Source organism: Neobacillus sp. BP17 (assembly GCF_059579525.1).
In genome coordinates this window covers 5,497,906-5,514,316 of the sequence record NZ_CM184198.1, presented here as the reverse complement: position 1 = coordinate 5,514,316, position 16,411 = coordinate 5,497,906, and the positions used below count along the sequence as shown (strand labels likewise).

At 43.1% G+C, this 16,411-nt stretch carries 16 protein-coding genes; 13 read left to right on the top strand and 3 right to left on the bottom strand.

What is annotated here, in order from left to right:
• Nucleotides 1-299: 299 nt before the first annotated feature.
• The gene (gene spoIID / locus AC4QJR_RS26910; RefSeq protein WP_251459487.1) at nucleotides 300-1,337 is read left to right on the top strand and encodes a stage II sporulation protein D; all 1,038 of its coding nucleotides are present in this window, start codon (nucleotides 300-302) and stop codon (nucleotides 1,335-1,337) included.
• Nucleotides 1,338-1,570: 233 nt separating this feature from the next.
• On the opposite strand, the gene AC4QJR_RS26905 is transcribed toward spoIID, so the two are convergent.
• Complete coding sequence (locus tag AC4QJR_RS26905; protein WP_098571488.1) at nucleotides 1,571-1,987, bottom strand: VanZ family protein; 417 nt, start codon at nucleotides 1,985-1,987, stop codon at nucleotides 1,571-1,573.
• A gap of 149 nt (nucleotides 1,988-2,136) precedes the next feature.
• On the opposite strand from AC4QJR_RS26905, the gene spoIIQ reads away from it, so the two are divergent.
• From spoIIQ to AC4QJR_RS26890, 3 genes are all read left to right on the top strand, one after another.
• On the top strand, nucleotides 2,137-2,994 hold the full coding sequence (spoIIQ, locus tag AC4QJR_RS26900) for a stage II sporulation protein SpoIIQ (protein WP_375374582.1): 858 nt from the start codon (nucleotides 2,137-2,139) through the stop codon (nucleotides 2,992-2,994).
• A gap of 282 nt (nucleotides 2,995-3,276) precedes the next feature.
• Nucleotides 3,277-5,274: a penicillin-binding transpeptidase domain-containing protein gene (locus AC4QJR_RS26895; protein WP_496524820.1), complete on the top strand. Its 1,998-nt coding sequence runs from the start codon at nucleotides 3,277-3,279 to the stop codon at nucleotides 5,272-5,274.
• Between the two features lie 226 nt (nucleotides 5,275-5,500).
• The gene (locus tag AC4QJR_RS26890; protein WP_496524819.1) at nucleotides 5,501-8,341 is read left to right on the top strand and encodes an Ig-like domain-containing protein; all 2,841 of its coding nucleotides are present in this window, start codon (nucleotides 5,501-5,503) and stop codon (nucleotides 8,339-8,341) included.
• Nucleotides 8,342-8,395: 54 nt separating this feature from the next.
• Here the strand turns inward: AC4QJR_RS26890 and AC4QJR_RS26885 are convergent, their stop codons facing one another.
• Nucleotides 8,396-8,716: an MGMT family protein gene (locus AC4QJR_RS26885; protein WP_496524818.1), complete on the bottom strand. Its 321-nt coding sequence runs from the start codon at nucleotides 8,714-8,716 to the stop codon at nucleotides 8,396-8,398.
• A gap of 647 nt (nucleotides 8,717-9,363) precedes the next feature.
• On the opposite strand from AC4QJR_RS26885, the gene spoIIID reads away from it, so the two are divergent.
• The 5 genes from spoIIID to AC4QJR_RS26860 all read left to right on the top strand — a co-directional run bounded on the left by spoIIID (nucleotide 9,364) and on the right by AC4QJR_RS26860 (nucleotide 12,942).
• Complete coding sequence (gene spoIIID / locus AC4QJR_RS26880) at nucleotides 9,364-9,636, top strand: sporulation transcriptional regulator SpoIIID (protein ID WP_088090148.1); 273 nt, start codon at nucleotides 9,364-9,366, stop codon at nucleotides 9,634-9,636.
• 186 nt (nucleotides 9,637-9,822) lie between these two features.
• Nucleotides 9,823-10,824, top strand: coding sequence for a rod shape-determining protein (locus AC4QJR_RS26875; RefSeq protein WP_098571483.1), 1,002 nt, complete (start codon nucleotides 9,823-9,825; stop codon nucleotides 10,822-10,824).
• Between the two features lie 418 nt (nucleotides 10,825-11,242).
• Complete coding sequence (locus AC4QJR_RS26870; protein WP_496524817.1) at nucleotides 11,243-11,941, top strand: DNA-directed RNA polymerase subunit beta; 699 nt, start codon at nucleotides 11,243-11,245, stop codon at nucleotides 11,939-11,941.
• Nucleotides 11,942-12,015: 74 nt separating this feature from the next.
• The gene (fabZ, locus tag AC4QJR_RS26865) at nucleotides 12,016-12,450 is read left to right on the top strand and encodes a 3-hydroxyacyl-ACP dehydratase FabZ (protein ID WP_098571481.1); all 435 of its coding nucleotides are present in this window, start codon (nucleotides 12,016-12,018) and stop codon (nucleotides 12,448-12,450) included.
• A gap of 138 nt (nucleotides 12,451-12,588) precedes the next feature.
• On the top strand, nucleotides 12,589-12,942 hold the full coding sequence (locus tag AC4QJR_RS26860) for a hypothetical protein (protein WP_496524816.1): 354 nt from the start codon (nucleotides 12,589-12,591) through the stop codon (nucleotides 12,940-12,942).
• Nucleotides 12,943-12,994: 52 nt separating this feature from the next.
• On the opposite strand, the gene AC4QJR_RS26855 is transcribed toward AC4QJR_RS26860, so the two are convergent.
• Nucleotides 12,995-13,432 carry a YwpF family protein gene (locus AC4QJR_RS26855; protein ID WP_496524815.1) on the bottom strand — a complete coding sequence of 146 codons (438 nt, stop codon included), beginning with the start codon at nucleotides 13,430-13,432 and terminating at the stop codon, nucleotides 12,995-12,997.
• Between the two features lie 243 nt (nucleotides 13,433-13,675).
• Here AC4QJR_RS26855 and ssb point away from each other — a divergent pair, with 243 nt between their 5' ends.
• From ssb to AC4QJR_RS26835, 4 genes are all read left to right on the top strand, one after another.
• Nucleotides 13,676-14,053, top strand: a complete 378-nt coding sequence (ssb, locus tag AC4QJR_RS26850; protein WP_098571478.1) for a single-stranded DNA-binding protein — start codon at nucleotides 13,676-13,678, stop codon at nucleotides 14,051-14,053.
• Nucleotides 14,046-14,270, top strand: a complete 225-nt coding sequence (locus AC4QJR_RS26845; protein WP_496524814.1) for a hypothetical protein — start codon at nucleotides 14,046-14,048, stop codon at nucleotides 14,268-14,270. Before ssb ends, AC4QJR_RS26845 begins: the two co-directional genes overlap by 8 nt.
• Before the next feature lie 365 nt (nucleotides 14,271-14,635).
• On the top strand, nucleotides 14,636-15,064 hold the full coding sequence (locus AC4QJR_RS26840; RefSeq protein ID WP_496524813.1) for a hypothetical protein: 429 nt from the start codon (nucleotides 14,636-14,638) through the stop codon (nucleotides 15,062-15,064).
• Between the two features lie 129 nt (nucleotides 15,065-15,193).
• A complete protein-coding gene (locus AC4QJR_RS26835) occupies nucleotides 15,194-16,333 on the top strand; it encodes a 3D domain-containing protein (protein WP_496524812.1) in 1,140 nt (379 codons plus the stop codon).
• Nucleotides 16,334-16,411: the final 78 nt, after the last annotated feature.

Genomic DNA, 16,411 nt, shown 5'->3' with positions numbered 1-16,411 from the left:
ATCGCAAAACAACGGGCCCTGATGTAGAGTTGGGCCTTTTTTGCGTTTAGTGGTTTTTTTGTGGTGACTTTTGATGGTGTGTAGTTTTGATGGTGTCAGGCACCAGAAAAAGACATTTATCCATGATTTGTCCACGGGCGGTGCCTGACACCATGTTTTATACCACGTTTACTACCCTGTTCAGTTTTCTGCAAAAATCCGTAATAAATGCTTGTCCGCCTCCATATGTATTAATTGAGACGCATCCCGCCTTTGTATGTTTTGGTGTGGCTGTGAATTTGCAAACTGGAGGCACTATCATGATAAAAATCAAACCATTCGTCGTAGCAGCAGCAGTCCTTATTGCCTTGACACTGATTATTCCCGCAGTCCTTGTTTTACCGTTTTCTGATGAACATCAAGCGAGCGGAAAGTTAGGGGAGGATTTAACGAAGACCCCCGCAAAAGAAGCAAAAGTGGTGCCGGCTTCTTCTGACCCTGATGTGGATGTCGCCGTCTTCCGGACTGCAAGATCAACCATTGAAAGTGTTCAATTAGAAGATTACCTCGTTGGCGTGGTGGCAGCTGAAATGCCCGTTGATTTCAAAGAGGAAGCACTCAAGGCCCAGGCATTAACAGCGAGAACGTATATCGTTAACCGATTAATTAATAAAGATACACTGGGCGTTCCCAAAGGTGCTCAGGTGACGGACACCGTTATCCACCAGGTTTATATGAATGATGCAGAGCAGAGACGGGATTGGGGCGCAAATTATGAATGGAAAAAGAAGAAGATCGTAGATGCTGTTCGGGCTACTGCCGGTCAAATATTGACCTATGACGGCAAGCCAATCGATGCTTTGTTCTTCTCGACAGGCAATGGCTATACGGAAAATTCGGAAGATGTCTGGGAAGGGAAATTTCCTTATTTAAGAAGTGTATCCAGTCCGTGGGATAAAAAATCTCCGAAATATAACAGTCAAAAGGTGATGTCCGTCCATGAGTTTGAAAGACGGCTTGGTGTGAACCTTGGCTCTGGATCAACAATTGGCAAGATTGTGGACCGGACGGCTGGCAAGCGTGTGGGTAAGGTCGATTTCAACGGGAAAGTCCTATCAGGGATACAAATTCGTGAAAAACTGGAACTGCGCTCGTCTGATTTCTCGTGGAAGCGCAAGGGCGACAATATTGTGATTACGACGAAGGGATTTGGCCATGGCGTCGGAATGAGCCAATATGGGGCGAATGGGATGGCTAAAGAAGGAAAGAACTATCAGGAGATTGTGAAGCATTACTACAAGGGCGTGAAGATTACAGCGGCGGATCATATGCTTGATACGGTTACGGCGAAGAAATAGTAGTTGTTGAATGGACCAGGCTGAGATGCCTGGTTTTTTGTATTTTGGGAGGATACAATAATGATCTCCTCCCAGGTGTGCCTTGTCCAGCATGTAACTGTTTAGCGGCATGAAATATGTATACGGAACATGGGTGTGCCCGAATTGCGAGTGCAAATCAAAAACAGCCCATATCCAAGCCATCAACTATTATTTTCTTGTAATCAAGCTCTCGAGAATTTATTTTTCTAAAACTATACACGGCCTAGTACCTTCCCAAGTCCCTTAAATTTCCCCTTAAACAATGCCCCTCGGATAAAGTAAAAACAAACCAAGATCCCGGTGAAGTCTTTGACTAAGTCGAACCAGGACGCCGAGCGGTAGGCGTAGAAGGACTGATGGATTTCATCGCTGATTCCATAGAGGCCAGCGATAACAGCGCAAGTTATGTTTAAGGCAGGCGTGAACGCCCCTCGGCGGGTTAACATCGCTAGCACGAGCAATACATACAAAATGGCAAACTCTATTAAATGTAATGATTCCTTAATGGTGTGGTCGATTTTGGAATCAGGCAGTTTCACAAAATGGTCCGCAGGCAAGCTCGACATAATAAAAATGGCCGCCATATAGGCAAACGGGAGCACCCGCAATACCCACTTAAAAATTTTCATATAAATTCCTCCCAATATGCTCGAAAAAATTTTTTCCAACTTCATGCATAAAAATTAAATCATTGTCGAAAAATAAGTTCAAAAAAATTTTTTTCACTAGTGTATATAATTCTACTTATCTGTTCAGAATGATTGCTGAGGTGATGAAAATGAGAGAGGAAGAAAACAAACGATCTTCTCAAAGTTCCAGCGTAAAACGCTTTTTCAAAAAGCGTTGGGTATTTCCAGCCATCTATATTGCAAGTGCAGCAATCATTTTGACCGCGGTACTATGGTATCAAACAAGCAACAACGCAACAGACAAGTACGATTACAAATCCACGGATATTGCTGGTAAAAAGGGTCAAGAACCAGCTGTTGAAGTTAGCAAAACATTTGAAGACTTCAAGATGCCAGTGGAAAATGCGGATGCAGCTGTTGTAAAAACGAAATTCTATGATTTCAATGGAAAAACGGAAGACCAGGAAGCGGCTTTGGTATTCTACAACAATACCTACCAACCAAATACTGGTATCGATGTGACCGTGAAAGACGGCGAATCGTTTGATGTTGTTGCATCACTAAGCGGTACTGTCACACGTGTTGAAGAAGATGCAGTCCTTGGGAACGTCATTGAAGTGGAACACGACAAAGGTATTGTAACACAATATCAATCCGTTAAAGACATAAAGATCAAGGTTGGCGACGAGGTAAAACAGGGACAAGTGATTGCCAAGGCTGGACAAAGCTTGTTCAATGAAAAAGCTGGAACACATGTACATTTTGAAATTCGTAAAGATGGTATTGCTGTAAACCCTAGTGACTATTTTAACAAATCGTTAAGCACTTTACAGGAAGCAAAACTATCGAATGAAAATGCAAGCGAATCAGTAGAAACTCCACAAATGAAAGAAAAAGAGCAAATGATTGAGGATCCAGACAATTCCCTTGATCAAGAAAAATCTTCCGACGAAGATAAAAATGCGGATGACAATTCTACTAACTCAACAGAAAAAACAAACTCATAATTATAACGTTACAAAGGGGAAGGGGAATTCTTTCCTCTTTTTTTTGCACTCATTTCACATTAATTCGCACAAGCTCGAACTAATTCACACTTTATTTTACTCATAATAAATGGGCACAACACCATTTTCTGTATATTCACGGTATAATAATAAATATTGGTTATTGGTGCCTGACACCAAAAGTAATTAATAGTGGTGTCCGCCACTTGTGTACAAAATGGAGAAAGTGTCTTTGGGTGGTGCCTGACACCGTAAACCAAACTTTTTAAGGGAGGGATTTTGTTGAGGAAGTTAGTAGGGGCCATGCTGGTGGTGCAGCTGATGATGGCGGTTCTGGCTGGCTGCAGTAAGGAGCCGACGCCGCAGGATCGTTTGGCGCAGTACATAGCGTTATGGAATGGGCAGAAGTTTGATCAGATGTATGATTATCTTTCTACTAATGCGAAGAAAAAAATCACCAAAGAGGAATTTACAAGCCGCTATCAAAAAATCTACAAAGATCTTCAGATAACAGACCTCAAGATTGACTTTAAAAAACCAAAAGAAGATAAACAGGGGGAAAAAGAACAAGCCCAATATTCATTTAAGGCAAGCATGAATAGCTTGGCGGGTCCGATTCAATTCACCCACAAAGCTAACTTAAAGAAAGAAGAGCGAGCCGACAAGAAGAATTGGTATATAGACTGGAATACAGGGTACATTTTTCCGAAATTGCAAGAAGGAGATAAAATTGGCATTAATACGACTGCCCCAAAAAGAGGAGAGATCCTTGATCGCAATGAAATCGGGCTGGCTGTGAATGGCCAAGTGTACGAGGTCGGTGTGGTGGCAGGGAAGGTGACGGACAAGATGCTTGAGCCGTTATCCTCGCTTTTAAAAATGAGCCCTGATCAGATTAAGAAGGCAATAAGTGCAAGTTGGGTAAAGCCGGAGCTGTTCGTGCCGTTGAAGCGGGTGTCGATGGAGGATGAGGCCCGGATTGCCCAGTTGATTGCCCTCGAGCCGGTGCAAACGCGAAAGGTGGAAGCACGTATCTATCCGTATGGCAAAGCCGCAGCACAGCTTATTGGATATGTTGGGGCGATCACGGCAGATGAGTTGGAGAAACTCAAAGATAAGGGCTACACAAGCAGTGATATGATTGGCAAAAGAGGCCTTGAACAAGTGTATGACGAGCAGTTAAGGGGCAAGCCTGGGGTGACGATTACCATTAACAAAAAGAATGGCGGCAAGGAGGTGCTCGCTGAAAAGCCAGTGGAGGATGGAAAAGCGGTGAAGCTGACGATTGATGTGGATGTTCAGACAGCAATCTATGACCAACTTGGCAAGGAAGCGGGCACGGGAGCTGCTATGAATCCAGTAACAGGAGAAACGCTGGCGCTTGTCAGTACGCCTTCATTTGACCCGAATCAAGCGATGCTTGGCTTCTCGGCGGCTGAATGGAAGGCACTGCAGGAAAGCAAGAAAAGGCCCCTCTCAACGCGGTTTAAACAAACTTTTGCACCGGGATCTGTCATGAAGGCAATCACGGCAGGGATAGCATTGGAAAACGGAGCGATCACTCCGGAGCAGGCGGTACCGATAGTAGGGAAGAAGTGGCAAAAGGATAAGTCGTGGGGCGGTTATTTTGTAACGCGAGTCCACGCCGGTTCAGCTCCGGTTAATCTGGAAAAGGCATTCGTATTTAGTGATAATATTTATTTTGCCCAAGCGGCGTTAAAAACGGGGAAAGCCGCGTTCGCGGATGGGCTGAAGAAATTTGGCTTTGAAGAAGAGCTGGCGTTTCCTTTCCCGCTCGAGAAATCCACGATTGGCGCGCTGGACCGAGATATATCGCTTGCCGATACGGGGTATGGTCAAGGGCAGATTCAAATGAGCATCGTGCATTTGCTGTCAGCATACACACCATTTATCAATAATGGCAATATGATTAAGCCAATCCTCTTAACGGATGAACAGCAAGGACAGGTGTGGAAGGAGGCCGTGGTCTCCGCGGAACATGCCGGAGTGATTGCGGCGGATTTACGGAAGGTCGTTAGCGATGCCGCTGGAACAGCACATGCAGCCGATATGAAGGAGTACCCGCTGGCGGGCAAGACGGGGACAGCGGAGATTAAACAGAAGCAAGGTGAAACCGGTACAGAAAATGGCTGGTTCATTGGATATAACACAAATTCGCCAAATTTGATGGTCGCGATGATGGTCGAGAATGTCCAGAAGCGGGGCGGGTCGCAGATCCCGGTTAAGAAAGTGAAAAAGGTTTTTGAGTTGGTACGGTAGATGGATACTTTGTGGTGTCAGGCACCAGTGGTTGGTGTCAGGCACCACAATAAAGGCACCACAATAAATAGTTGGGAGTTAACACCAAGGGGCTTGGTGTGTTTTTTTTGTTTTGTGGTCTTTTTTTTGTTGATTTTACTATAAAGAAAGTAGAAAAAGTATATTGTAATTTCGGATACTGCCCATGATAATGATTAGTATAAAACTATTAATGGAGACCAATCGGATGATATTTTACAAGAAATTTCTGCAAATCTTTTTTTCTACCCTTTTAATTCTTACCTTATTCCCGATGAAGGACCATGCGGAATCTACTAGCAGCGGCAGCACGATATCAGGCGTAATTAGTGAAGATAGAGTGTTAACCAAAGAAGGCTCCCCCTATTATCAAACGGGTATGATCGAAATCAATTCAGGCGTCACTCTTACGATTGAGCCGGGGGTCGAGTTGATTGGGCAAAATGGATCATGGATTACGGTGCGCGGCCAATTGAAGGCGGTTGGGACTGTGCAAGAACGCATCCGTTTGCAGGATGTGTACGTACAAGGAACGACATTTAATGGAAGTTTGATTCAAATTGAATATGCGGACCATTATCGTCAATCAAAGTACAATGGCGGGTTTCTTGTGACGACGATGGGCAAAAATGCCATCCTCCGCCATAACCAATACAAAAATGGCTCGATTTCTATCTCCTCATCGCCATTGGAGACAACTATTGAACATAACTTTTTTAGTGAAAAAGCGGACTTAAGTGTTGCGAATGGACCAGGGAAAATTTTTATCAAAAAGAATACCTTTATGAATCCAATCGACTCTTATTATGATCTGACCGTAAGAGGTGACTATGGGGATGGCGGGATTCCCAATATCCACATTAATCAGAATAACTTCTTTGGATGGCCGCACACGAAAGTGATTGTGCAGGTCTCAGGGTATAATCGCTTGCTCTTCGATGCGAATGATAATTATTGGGGTGTAACCGACCCCCTTCGAATCGAGCGTGGAATTACGGACGGGAACGATTACAGTAACTCCTTGGGGAAGTTAGACATTGGTACAGTGGCCTATAAACCGTTTGAAAACAGTTATCCACTTGGAACGCTAGAAAAGCCGTTGGTTGAAAAAATAAGTGACCGGGATACAACGGTGAGTGGGATTACCGACCGGGATAGTCAGGTGGAGGTATACCGGGGAGCCGAGAAAATTGGTGAAGGTGCATCGAGCGAAACAGGAAGATTCCAGATTCCAATTCCTCCGCAAAAAAGTGGAGTGGAGCTGACAATCAAGGCAACGGATAGCTACAGCCGGATCAGTCCAGAGACCGTTGTCACGGTTGTGGATGAAATCCCGCCTGAAGTGCCTGTTGTCGATGCAGTGACCGAGCATTCGGAAGTCATCACCGGTATTGCCGAACCATTTTCCACGGTTGAGGCCAAAACAGCCGTTTCCCTTGGAAAAATCACGGCAGATGAACAGGGCCATTTTTCAATCGGAATTGAAAGACAGACTGCAGGAACGATGATTCAAATCACCGCTACGGATGTAGCAGGAAACATTAGTCCAGCTGCGACAGTCATAGTGGCGGACACAACAGCGCCCGCCGCACCGCAGTTAAATCAAGATTCGATCACGGACCAGACGGATTCCATTAGTGGATACGCAGAAAAAGGGGCACTCATTCGAGTGATGTCAGGACAAACCATCCTCGGTTCATGCTATGTGTCTTCCGATTATTTTTGGATTATTTTTGAGAAGCAGCCTGCAGGAACGAAAATCGAAGTTAGGATAGAAGATGCCTCCAAGAATCAAGGGGAATCGATTTTCTTTACGGTACAAGATGTAACCCCTCCATCGCTGGAACTCTTACTGGACACGCCAAATCAGGTGACAAAGGAAGAAATAACCGGCGTGGCAGAAGCAGGTGCTCATATTTCGATTTTTAATGGGAGCGTCTTGATTGCCGAGGGCGATGCCAGCTCAGTGGATGGTCAATTTACGATTCCGATAGACAAGCAGGTGTCAGGCACTTACCTGCGTGTGATTGCTTCTGATGCTGCGAACAATGTCAGCACACCTGTAGAGGTTCAATTCATTGACATAACCCCTCCGCCAATTAAGATAAATACGGTGACAAATCGATCAACCCAAATTACTGGTGTAACCGAAGCCGGTGCCTCTGTGACGATTGCAATGGTTGGCCATACTTATTTCGGTTATGCGGGTCCTGACGGGAAATTTTCCTTTCAGATTACACCGCCAACACCAGGTTCCACTTTTTACGTGACGATCGTAGATGGCGCGTCAAATCGAAGTTTACAAAAGTTTGTGGTCGGAAAAGTACCGCCCAATAGCCCGACGGTGAATCCTGTTACTAATAAAGCTACTACCGTGACAGGTGTAACGGTAAAATCCGCTGTGATTTCGGTAAAAGCAGGAGCAACCACCTATAAAAGTAATGCCGATGCGAATGGAAAGTTTACGGTGACAATTCCTGCCCAAAACAGCGGAACGGTCTTAAGCGTGACTGCGACGGATGCAGGGGGAACGAGCGTACCAAAGACAATACAGGTGACGAGAGTGGCTCCTAACATCCCAGTGGTCAATGCCGTTAATAACAAATCAGCGGTGGTAACTGGCAAGTCGGAAAAGTATGCGAGTATTGCTGTTCAAATTGGTAGTAAGAATTATAGTGGAAAGGCCGATAGCGTCGGTAATTTCAAGGTGACGATACCGATTCAAAACAGCGGGACATCACTCAAAATTACAGCAAAAGATACAGCTGGGAAGATAAGCAATGCAAAAGCACTCACGGTCGCACGTGTGGCCCCTAATCTTCCTGGTGTGAATGCGGTCAAGTATACCGCAACCTCTGTTACTGGAAAAACAGAAAAGTTGGCCGTTGTGAAGGTGAAGATTGGAACGAAAGCCTATTCGGCGAAGGCAAATAGTTATGGGAGTTTTAAAGTAAGGATCCCGAGGCAAAAACGAGGAACGAAGGTGTCGGTAACGGCAAAGGATGCTAAAGGATTCATTAGTGCCATCCGAACGGTAAAAGTGTATTAAACTTTATGAAAGTGGGAAAGGGGCGGATCGCCCCTTTTTTTCTTTTGTTTTACTTCAGGTGGAGGTTGGGGCAGGCATCCACTGGTACCTCTCCAAATCAATTACTCCATTCAAGCCGATCTCCACGCCTTCCGCTTCCAACGACAACCGTTGCTCCTGATACGATTCGTCATCCTGAAGGGCAATTTGCCCCTTAGCATTGATGACGCGGTGCCAAGGGAGATGGTACTTCTTGCTCATGGAGTGTAGGGCGCGGACGACTTGGCGGGCCGCACGCGGGCTTCCAGCGAGCCGAGCGATTTGACCATACGTCGCCACCTTACCTTCGGGGATGCTGCGAATGATTTCCACCACATTTTCTGTAAAAGGTGTCATAGGTACCTTCCTTTCAAAAAACACATATCAAAAAGGTATCAAAGATATAATAATTTTAACAATACTTTTAGAAAAAACTGCCCCAAATGATGCAAAGTACTGGCTTCCAAACCACTTTTTAACCTCCATTCCAATCATAATCGCCATTTTTGAATAATTTTTTTATCGACAAATTTCTTGGGAAATAAAATAAAGCTCCGGATATTTCCAATTAAAAACCGCATAACGGAGGGATTCTGGACCGATACTCGCGTCTGTCGAAAAAAAGTAAGAAGTCCAATTATCAAAAAACTTTGAATAACACCTTGTCCCGATTGAGTATTTCTAGCATATTCCCGTATCCAAGCTAATAAAATGGTTACAAACCTTTACAAAGAGAGTGTTTGAGGTGAAGAGTCGTTTGAAGTTAGCGGACATTCAGTCGGGGACATGATTATTCATCGTATAGACAGAAGGTAACTTACTTTCTGCCGTTTGGTGCCTAACACCATCAAGAAAAGTGTCCTCCACTAATGGACAAATGTCTTTTAGTGGTGCCTGACACCAAAGCAGCCCAAATCAGACACCAAAACGGAAGCAGAATTCGTCGAAGTGATAAGCGGGTCTCATTTCACACTTCTCACATCCAATTTAGGGAGGGCGAGAGTGTGCACGATTACATCAAAGAGAGAACTATCAAGATTGGAAAGTATATCGTGGAGACGAGGAAAACGGTTCGCGTAATTGCGAAGGAGTTTGGCGTATCCAAAAGTACAGTCCATAAGGATCTTACAGAGAGACTTCCTGAGATTAATCCAGAGCTGGCAAACGAGGTTAAAGGTATTTTAGACTATCATAAATCAATCCGTCATCTCCGAGGGGGAGAGGCAACAAAAATGAAATATCAGAAAGAAGAAAAGGAAGGTGAAACTGTAAAATAAACATCCATGACTCGACTGAAAAAGGAATAGGCAACAAGGCATTCTCTGGAAATCCTCCTATCCGACATCCATCTGCAAGATTTTACAACTTTTCTATGCTAAAAGTATGGAAATCTTAATGAGTGTGGTACAATATACAATTAGGAAAAGTATGTGGATTCCGTTTTAAGGAGGAAAGAAAAGAGAATGTTTGCAAGAGATATTGGGATAGACTTAGGAACGGCTAACGTGCTAATTCACGTAAAAGGCCGTGGAATCGTATTAAATGAGCCGTCCGTAGTGGCAATTGACAAAAATACAAATCGCGTACTTGCTGTTGGTGAAGAAGCTCGCCGTATGGTTGGTCGGACACCTGGGAACATCGTCGCGATCCGCCCGCTAAAAGATGGCGTGATCGCTGACTTTGATGTAACCGAAGCAATGTTAAAGCATTTTATTAATAAGTTAAATGTTAAAGGGTTTTTATCGAAGCCGCGCATTCTGATTTGCTGCCCAACGAATATTACAAGTGTGGAGCAGAAGGCAATCAAAGAAGCAGCTGAAAAGAGCGGCGGGAAAAAGATTTACTTAGAAGAAGAACCAAAGGTGGCAGCGATTGGTGCGGGAATGGACATATTCCAACCGAGTGGAAACATGGTAGTGGACATCGGAGGGGGAACGACGGATGTAGCAGTTCTTTCAATGGGCGATATCGTGACTTCTTCCTCCATCAAAATGGCCGGTGACAAGTTCGACATGGAAATTCTCAACTACATTAAGCGCGAATACAAGCTCTTAATCGGTGAGCGTACAGCAGAAAATATTAAAATCAACATCGGGACTGTATTCCCAGGTTCACGGTCGGAAGAAATGGAAATCCGCGGACGTGACATGGTAAGCGGTCTGCCGCGCACCATTACAGTTCGTTCGGAAGAAATCGAAGGTTCATTACGTGAATCAGTTGCGGTGATCGTTCAGGCTGCAAAAAGCGTGCTGGAACGTACTCCTCCAGAACTATCAGCTGACATTATTGACCGCGGCGTTATTTTAACAGGAGGCGGTGCATTACTGCACGGCATCGACATGCTGCTCGCGGACGAATTAAAAGTTCCCGTCCTAGTGGCCGAAAATCCAATGGATTGTGTCGCAATTGGAACAGGAATCATGCTTGACAATATCGACAAGATTCCAAGTCGGAAGTTTGGATGATCCTTTCTGAAAAATTGTCCCTGCTAGTGGAATGAAGTTGACAAAGAATCTGAGCGGCCCTTTTAGGTCTAGTGTTGTAAGACATCATACCTTAAAAGAGCGGGATACAAAAAGTCTAATGAAGCAGGCGGGACAAGCCTCAGTCATTGGGCTTTTTTCTTTGGGGTACAATTCCTAAAAAGCCTAAAGATATAGTAAATTCTACCTTTATAGACTATTTCCTGTTAAAATTGATGAGTATTTTGAATTTATTTTTTATAATAGAATAATGAATGACGTATTGTAAAAATAAATCCAAATATCCAGTTATAAGAGTTGAACAGAAAAATTGGATATAATATGTATAATTCACTGAGTCCGGGGTCTCCCATGCAGATAAACATAAATGGGCGGACGTCAGTAAAAGGGGAATTAACAAATGTCTGTAAATAATCCAAACCAAGAATATAGAACAAGAGAAGAATACAAACGGGCCAAGGAGGCCGAGGTGCAAAAACAATCCCAGGACGCTCCGACACAATCCCATAACGCATCTCACAGAGCACAGGACGCAGCGAACCATTCCAGGGACGAAGCACACAGAACACAGGGCACGGCCAACAGAGAGGGACGGCAAATAAAGGATGCTCCTGCGATCCAAGCTAAGGAAGTTGTTCAAGGGACAAAAAACACGGCAAAACCTGCGGTAGCCATCGCAAAGGGTGCGGTAAAAGCAGTGTCAGCAGTCACGAAGGCCGCAGCGAAACCGGCAAAAGCAGCCGTAAATGGTACAAGGGATGCTGCCAAACAGGCGAAAGCCGATAAACGTGAAAAACAGGAGAAATCCAAGGTGAAGAACCAAAGCCGTGAGGCAAAAAAAACGAAAAATGCCACCAAGAGAGACAAAGAAAAGAATGTCTCTGAAAAACATCAACGAGTCAGAATTCGCCTCATTCCCATTTGGCTGCGCCTGATTCTTTTAGTGATCTTTGCTTTTATAAGCATATCGCTAGGCGCTATGGTTGGATATGGGGTCCTTGGCGGCGGGAACGTTAAAGATGTTTTCAAGGAATCCACATGGACACATATTGTTGATTTAGTTGAAAAAGGAAAAAGAAAAGTGGTGGAAGGGAGGTAAATCCCTTCCTTTTTGTATACCTTAAGTAGTAGAATAAGGAATAAATACTTGTTACTAGTAGGAGGTACTAATCCATGTTAGATATCGAACAAATTAAAGAAATCATCCCACATCGGTACCCATTCCTTTTGGTGGATCGAATTTTAGAAGTCGAAGAAGGAAAGAGCGCAGTCGGGATTAAAAATGTTAGCGCCAATGAAGAGTTCTTTAATGGTCATTTTCCTGATTACCCAGTCATGCCTGGTGTATTAATCGTCGAAGCTCTCGCACAGGTTGGGGCTGTCGCCATGTTGAAAAAAGAAGAAAATCGCGGCCGCTTAGCCTTTTTTGCTGGAATTGATGGCTGCCGTTTTAAAAAGCAGGTCAAACCAGGTGACCAGCTTCGTCTGGAAGTAGAAATCATCCGTCTGCGCGGACCAGTCGGTAAAGGAAAAGCCGTTGCAACCGTTGATGGTGAAGTGGCATGTGAAGCCGAAATCACCTTTGCCTTAGGCGAGAAAAAAGAATAAACGAAACGAATCGGCCGGAAGGAATTTCTGGTCGTTTTTTTATGTAAAAAAATGCTAGCCATCATTCGATCCACATTGGACATCCTAAAATTAGACCCATAGGTAGGTCAAAACTTGTTTTGGAAGGGGTATATCATCTTGAAGAAAAAGTTAGTTCTTATGCTCGCGGGATCGATTTTATCCGCAGGAATGTTAACAGCATGTAATAATGATAACGATGACCAAAATCCGCCGCCGCCAGCCGTCGATAACAATGTAAATGATAATGATTTAAATGACAACGATTTAAACCGGAACAATTTAAACCGTAACGATTTAAACAAGTATGATGATGACAACATTGATTTAGACAACAGAAACAATCATTATCCAAACACAGAGGACAAAAATACGGATACCGACAAAGACCCAATGAAGGATAGCAATACAAAAAAAGAAGAGATAATTGAAGATGATATTGACAGAAATGACGCGGATAATAAAGACGAGTAATGCACAGCAATAAAAAAGGGACGGGCCGTTAGCCTGTCCCTTTACGCATGATTTATTTGTTCGACTTCACTTTTAACTTCGGTTTGCTTTGGATCTTTTCTCTAAATTCGGTGAGCAGCGCGGAGCCCTCTAATCCTTTTTGAAGCAGACTTTCGAGCAAAAGCTCAGAATAGTCGCTTTTATTCCGGCGGATTTTTCCTTCGAACAAAACGCTAATATGCTTTTCAAATTTAGTTAACGAGACAATTTTGGTTTGAAAATAAGCAGGTGCGTTCTCCTTCTTGGTAATCACAGCCTCAACAATAATGTCGCGATTTTGCTCAGAGATTGCTTTGAAATAATCATAGAGGGATAAATCTGTATACGCCTCAAGCAGCCATGTGGAGCGCTCGTCTTCCTTATTGAGAATTAAGCCATCTACTAACGGAACTTCAATCGAAGCATCATCTTCCACTACATCTAATGAGTACAACTTAAAAGATTTCATCATAACCTCCTGATTGCCTTTTTCAAAATTATAACATATGTGCACGTAAAGCAAATGTCGAAAAGTTTTTGTCGAAATTTAGAAGATAAGTTTTTTCCGAAAATCTACACGTCTTTTTTGACAAAAATGCCTTTGAAAAACCGTTTATCTCCTAAAAAGCAGACTAATAATGGTTGTTTCCCTGTTTTACAACGAGGACACCGTAAGGCTATGCTAATACCGTCAAACAAAGAAGGAGATGAAGGTATGATCAATCAAGTCACACTGGTTGGCAGGTTGACAAGGGATCCGGAATTAAAACAGACGACAGAAGGGACCTTTGTAACCCAAGTTACCCTGGCTGTGTCGCGTCACTTTCGCAACCAAAACGGCGAAATAGAGGCTGACTTTATCCAATGTACCCTTTGGCGGAAAGCAGCCGAAAATACGTGTCAATACTGCCGGAAAGGTGCAGTAATCGGAATCACGGGGCGTTTGCAGACGCGGAACTATGAGAACAAAGAAGGAAAAAGGGTATATGTCACAGAGGTAGTCGCGGAAACGGTCCAGTTCCTAAGCTCCAAACCGCAGCCGCATGAAGTGGAAGCTCCTCTAAAAAAGGAGGAAGTGACGATTGGTGTCTAACAATGAAATGAATAGAAACCTCGAGCAATTACTGGAAAGTTTAATCAAAATGGTTGGAAATTCAAATAAAAATCTTGACGGCCTCCAAAAACGTGTCAGCCAGTTGGAATGGATCATTAAGGAACAGCAGCATGAAATCAAGGAAAGAGACGACCTCATCAGAATTTACTCCTCCCATTCACAAGAACCTTCATCAATTACTCCATTTCGTTTATAGGTTTTCAAAAATTTATCCCCGCAACTGCCTTATTGATAAAAAATCAATGCCATCTCCGAGTTGATCTCCGTTTATCCGGCAGTTACTTGCCGGAATTTTTTTTGAATGGCACGTATAAAAATATTCCACCGGGGTAAACTAATAGAAAAACCCCCCTGTTTTTTTTAAAAGAAGCCGCTGAACTCATCAGCGGCTTCTTTGATTTATAGGCGAAAGACATCCGGCTCTAATCAATTTATGTAAAAATAGTGAACGTTCCAAAAAAAGTTAGGATGGCACAAAATAACATTAAAGGAAATTGTAAATTATCGTCGAATAATGTTAGAGTATGTAAATTATTGTATTTTATGGAGGTTTGTATCTTTGTGGAGGAAAACTCAATAATATTCATTGTCAATCCATCAAGCAGGAGGAAAAAGAAGTTCAACTACAAACCAAGTTTTTTTGATGCAGTACAACTCTCAACTCGGTCACTCCAAACATATGAAGTTACGCCTTATCAATCGATTCCATTTCATAAAAAAGCAATTATTCCTATCCTTAGTTTTAATTCTGACATTCATATTATGTACGAGAAGCATTCTTTACAAATCTATAAAGAAAACAATGATCTAACCGAGAAAGAAGTCTTTGAGATTCTCACCCGCTTTGCCATTAAAGAAGGGAACAGGGTGTCTTTTTTAGCGGACTTTCCGAATGGCAAAAAAAGACAAGCCAAGTCCAAACCAAGCAGTACACTGGCAGAAAGTAAGAAAATGGAGGAGAAATGTGATGTTCCACCCCCAAAAAATTGACGCTGTTATGCCACAGAATTGACACTAATATGTGTAATATGACAAAAAGTGATGTACTTTTAATCTTTTTGTAACATTACTGGCACATTCTTCTGGTATAAATAGAGTACTAAGGAAAGGAGAAAGTGTATGCAAACGACAAGAAAGCGTATCATTCTCATGTTACTTACAATCGTATTATCGGTATCAGGGTCTATGGTTACATATGCACAAACAAGCACGGAAGCCCTACATAATGCTAAAGAAGAACTAGCTGAAAAACAAAGTTTAGTAGAGCAAAAGGCGCAAGAAAAGCAAAATGTTAATCAAGAAATTGCAAAAATTCAACAAGAATTGAATGCCCTGAACAGTAATATTTCAAAAAACAAAGAAGAAATGGCCAAAACGCAACAAAAAATAGATGCAACGAACCAACTCATTGAAAAAAAGAAGCAAGAAATAGTCGTCCTAGAAGACAAAATCCTTGCCCGCAAAGGGATTATGAAGCAGAGAGCTGTCTCACTTCAACAAAATGACAACATCAATGTAATCGTCAATCTTTTCTTCGAGTCTGATAGTATCTCAGAGTTTATTCAACGCGCAAGTGCGGTTTCAACCATTATGGATGCAGATAAAGATATCTTAACGTCCCAAAAGGCAGATCTCCTGCAGATTGAAGAAGATAAAAAAGAGATTGATAGACAAGAACAAATTTTATTAGGAGATCAAAGTGAACTTGCGAAACAACAGCAAACACTTGATCAAAACAGACAAAAAAGTCAACAAACCTTAACCGTAATGCAACAAAAATATAGTCAAATTCTTAAACAAATGGAGCTTGCTGAACAGGAAAAGGCAGGCATCCAATCACAATTGAATGCTATTCAAGCGAAAATGAAAAGTGAACAAGAAGAGGCGAAGTCCGCGAAGCCACGTCCTACAGCTTCAAAAGCAAAACCGGCGCCGGCGCCATCTTCAAATAACGAAACAACTGGTGCTGTCAAAGGGAAGGAAATGTATGTGACCGCGACAGCATACAGCCCGGAAGAGTCAGGGAATATCACGGCAGCAGGCTACAATATTGCGAAGCATCCAAATATGAAATTGATTGCCGTCGACCCAAGAGTCATTCCACTTGGAAAAAAGGTCTGGGTTGAAGGATACGGCGTAGCCATCGCCGGCGATACAGGCGGCGCAATCAAAGGCCATATAATCGACGTATTAATGCCAACCACATCAAAATGCATCCAGTGGGGCAGAAAAACCGTAAAAATCATCGTATTAGACTAAACATCAAGACCTAACAGGAAACTGTTAGGTCTTTTTTTGTCGGGTTCGGTGCGGTGTGTTGTGGTTCGGTGCAGTGCG

Bases quoted from the DNA above. Each gene is read 5' to 3' on its own strand.
- spoIID (WP_251459487.1), top strand. From the start codon at position 300: ATGATAAAAATCAAACCATTCGTCGTAGCAGCAGCAGTCCTTATTGCC.
- AC4QJR_RS26905 (WP_098571488.1), bottom strand. From the start codon at position 1,987: ATGAAAATTTTTAAGTGGGTATTGCGGGTGCTCCCGTTTGCCTATATG.
- spoIIQ (WP_375374582.1), top strand. From the start codon at position 2,137: ATGAGAGAGGAAGAAAACAAACGATCTTCTCAAAGTTCCAGCGTAAAA.
- AC4QJR_RS26890 (WP_496524819.1), top strand. From the start codon at position 5,501: ATGATATTTTACAAGAAATTTCTGCAAATCTTTTTTTCTACCCTTTTA.
- AC4QJR_RS26885 (WP_496524818.1), bottom strand. From the start codon at position 8,716: ATGACACCTTTTACAGAAAATGTGGTGGAAATCATTCGCAGCATCCCC.
- AC4QJR_RS26875 (WP_098571483.1), top strand. From the start codon at position 9,823: ATGTTTGCAAGAGATATTGGGATAGACTTAGGAACGGCTAACGTGCTA.
- AC4QJR_RS26870 (WP_496524817.1), top strand. From the start codon at position 11,243: ATGTCTGTAAATAATCCAAACCAAGAATATAGAACAAGAGAAGAATAC.
- fabZ (WP_098571481.1), top strand. From the start codon at position 12,016: ATGTTAGATATCGAACAAATTAAAGAAATCATCCCACATCGGTACCCA.
- AC4QJR_RS26855 (WP_496524815.1), bottom strand. From the start codon at position 13,432: ATGATGAAATCTTTTAAGTTGTACTCATTAGATGTAGTGGAAGATGAT.
- ssb (WP_098571478.1), top strand. From the start codon at position 13,676: ATGATCAATCAAGTCACACTGGTTGGCAGGTTGACAAGGGATCCGGAA.
- AC4QJR_RS26835 (WP_496524812.1), top strand. From the start codon at position 15,194: ATGCAAACGACAAGAAAGCGTATCATTCTCATGTTACTTACAATCGTA.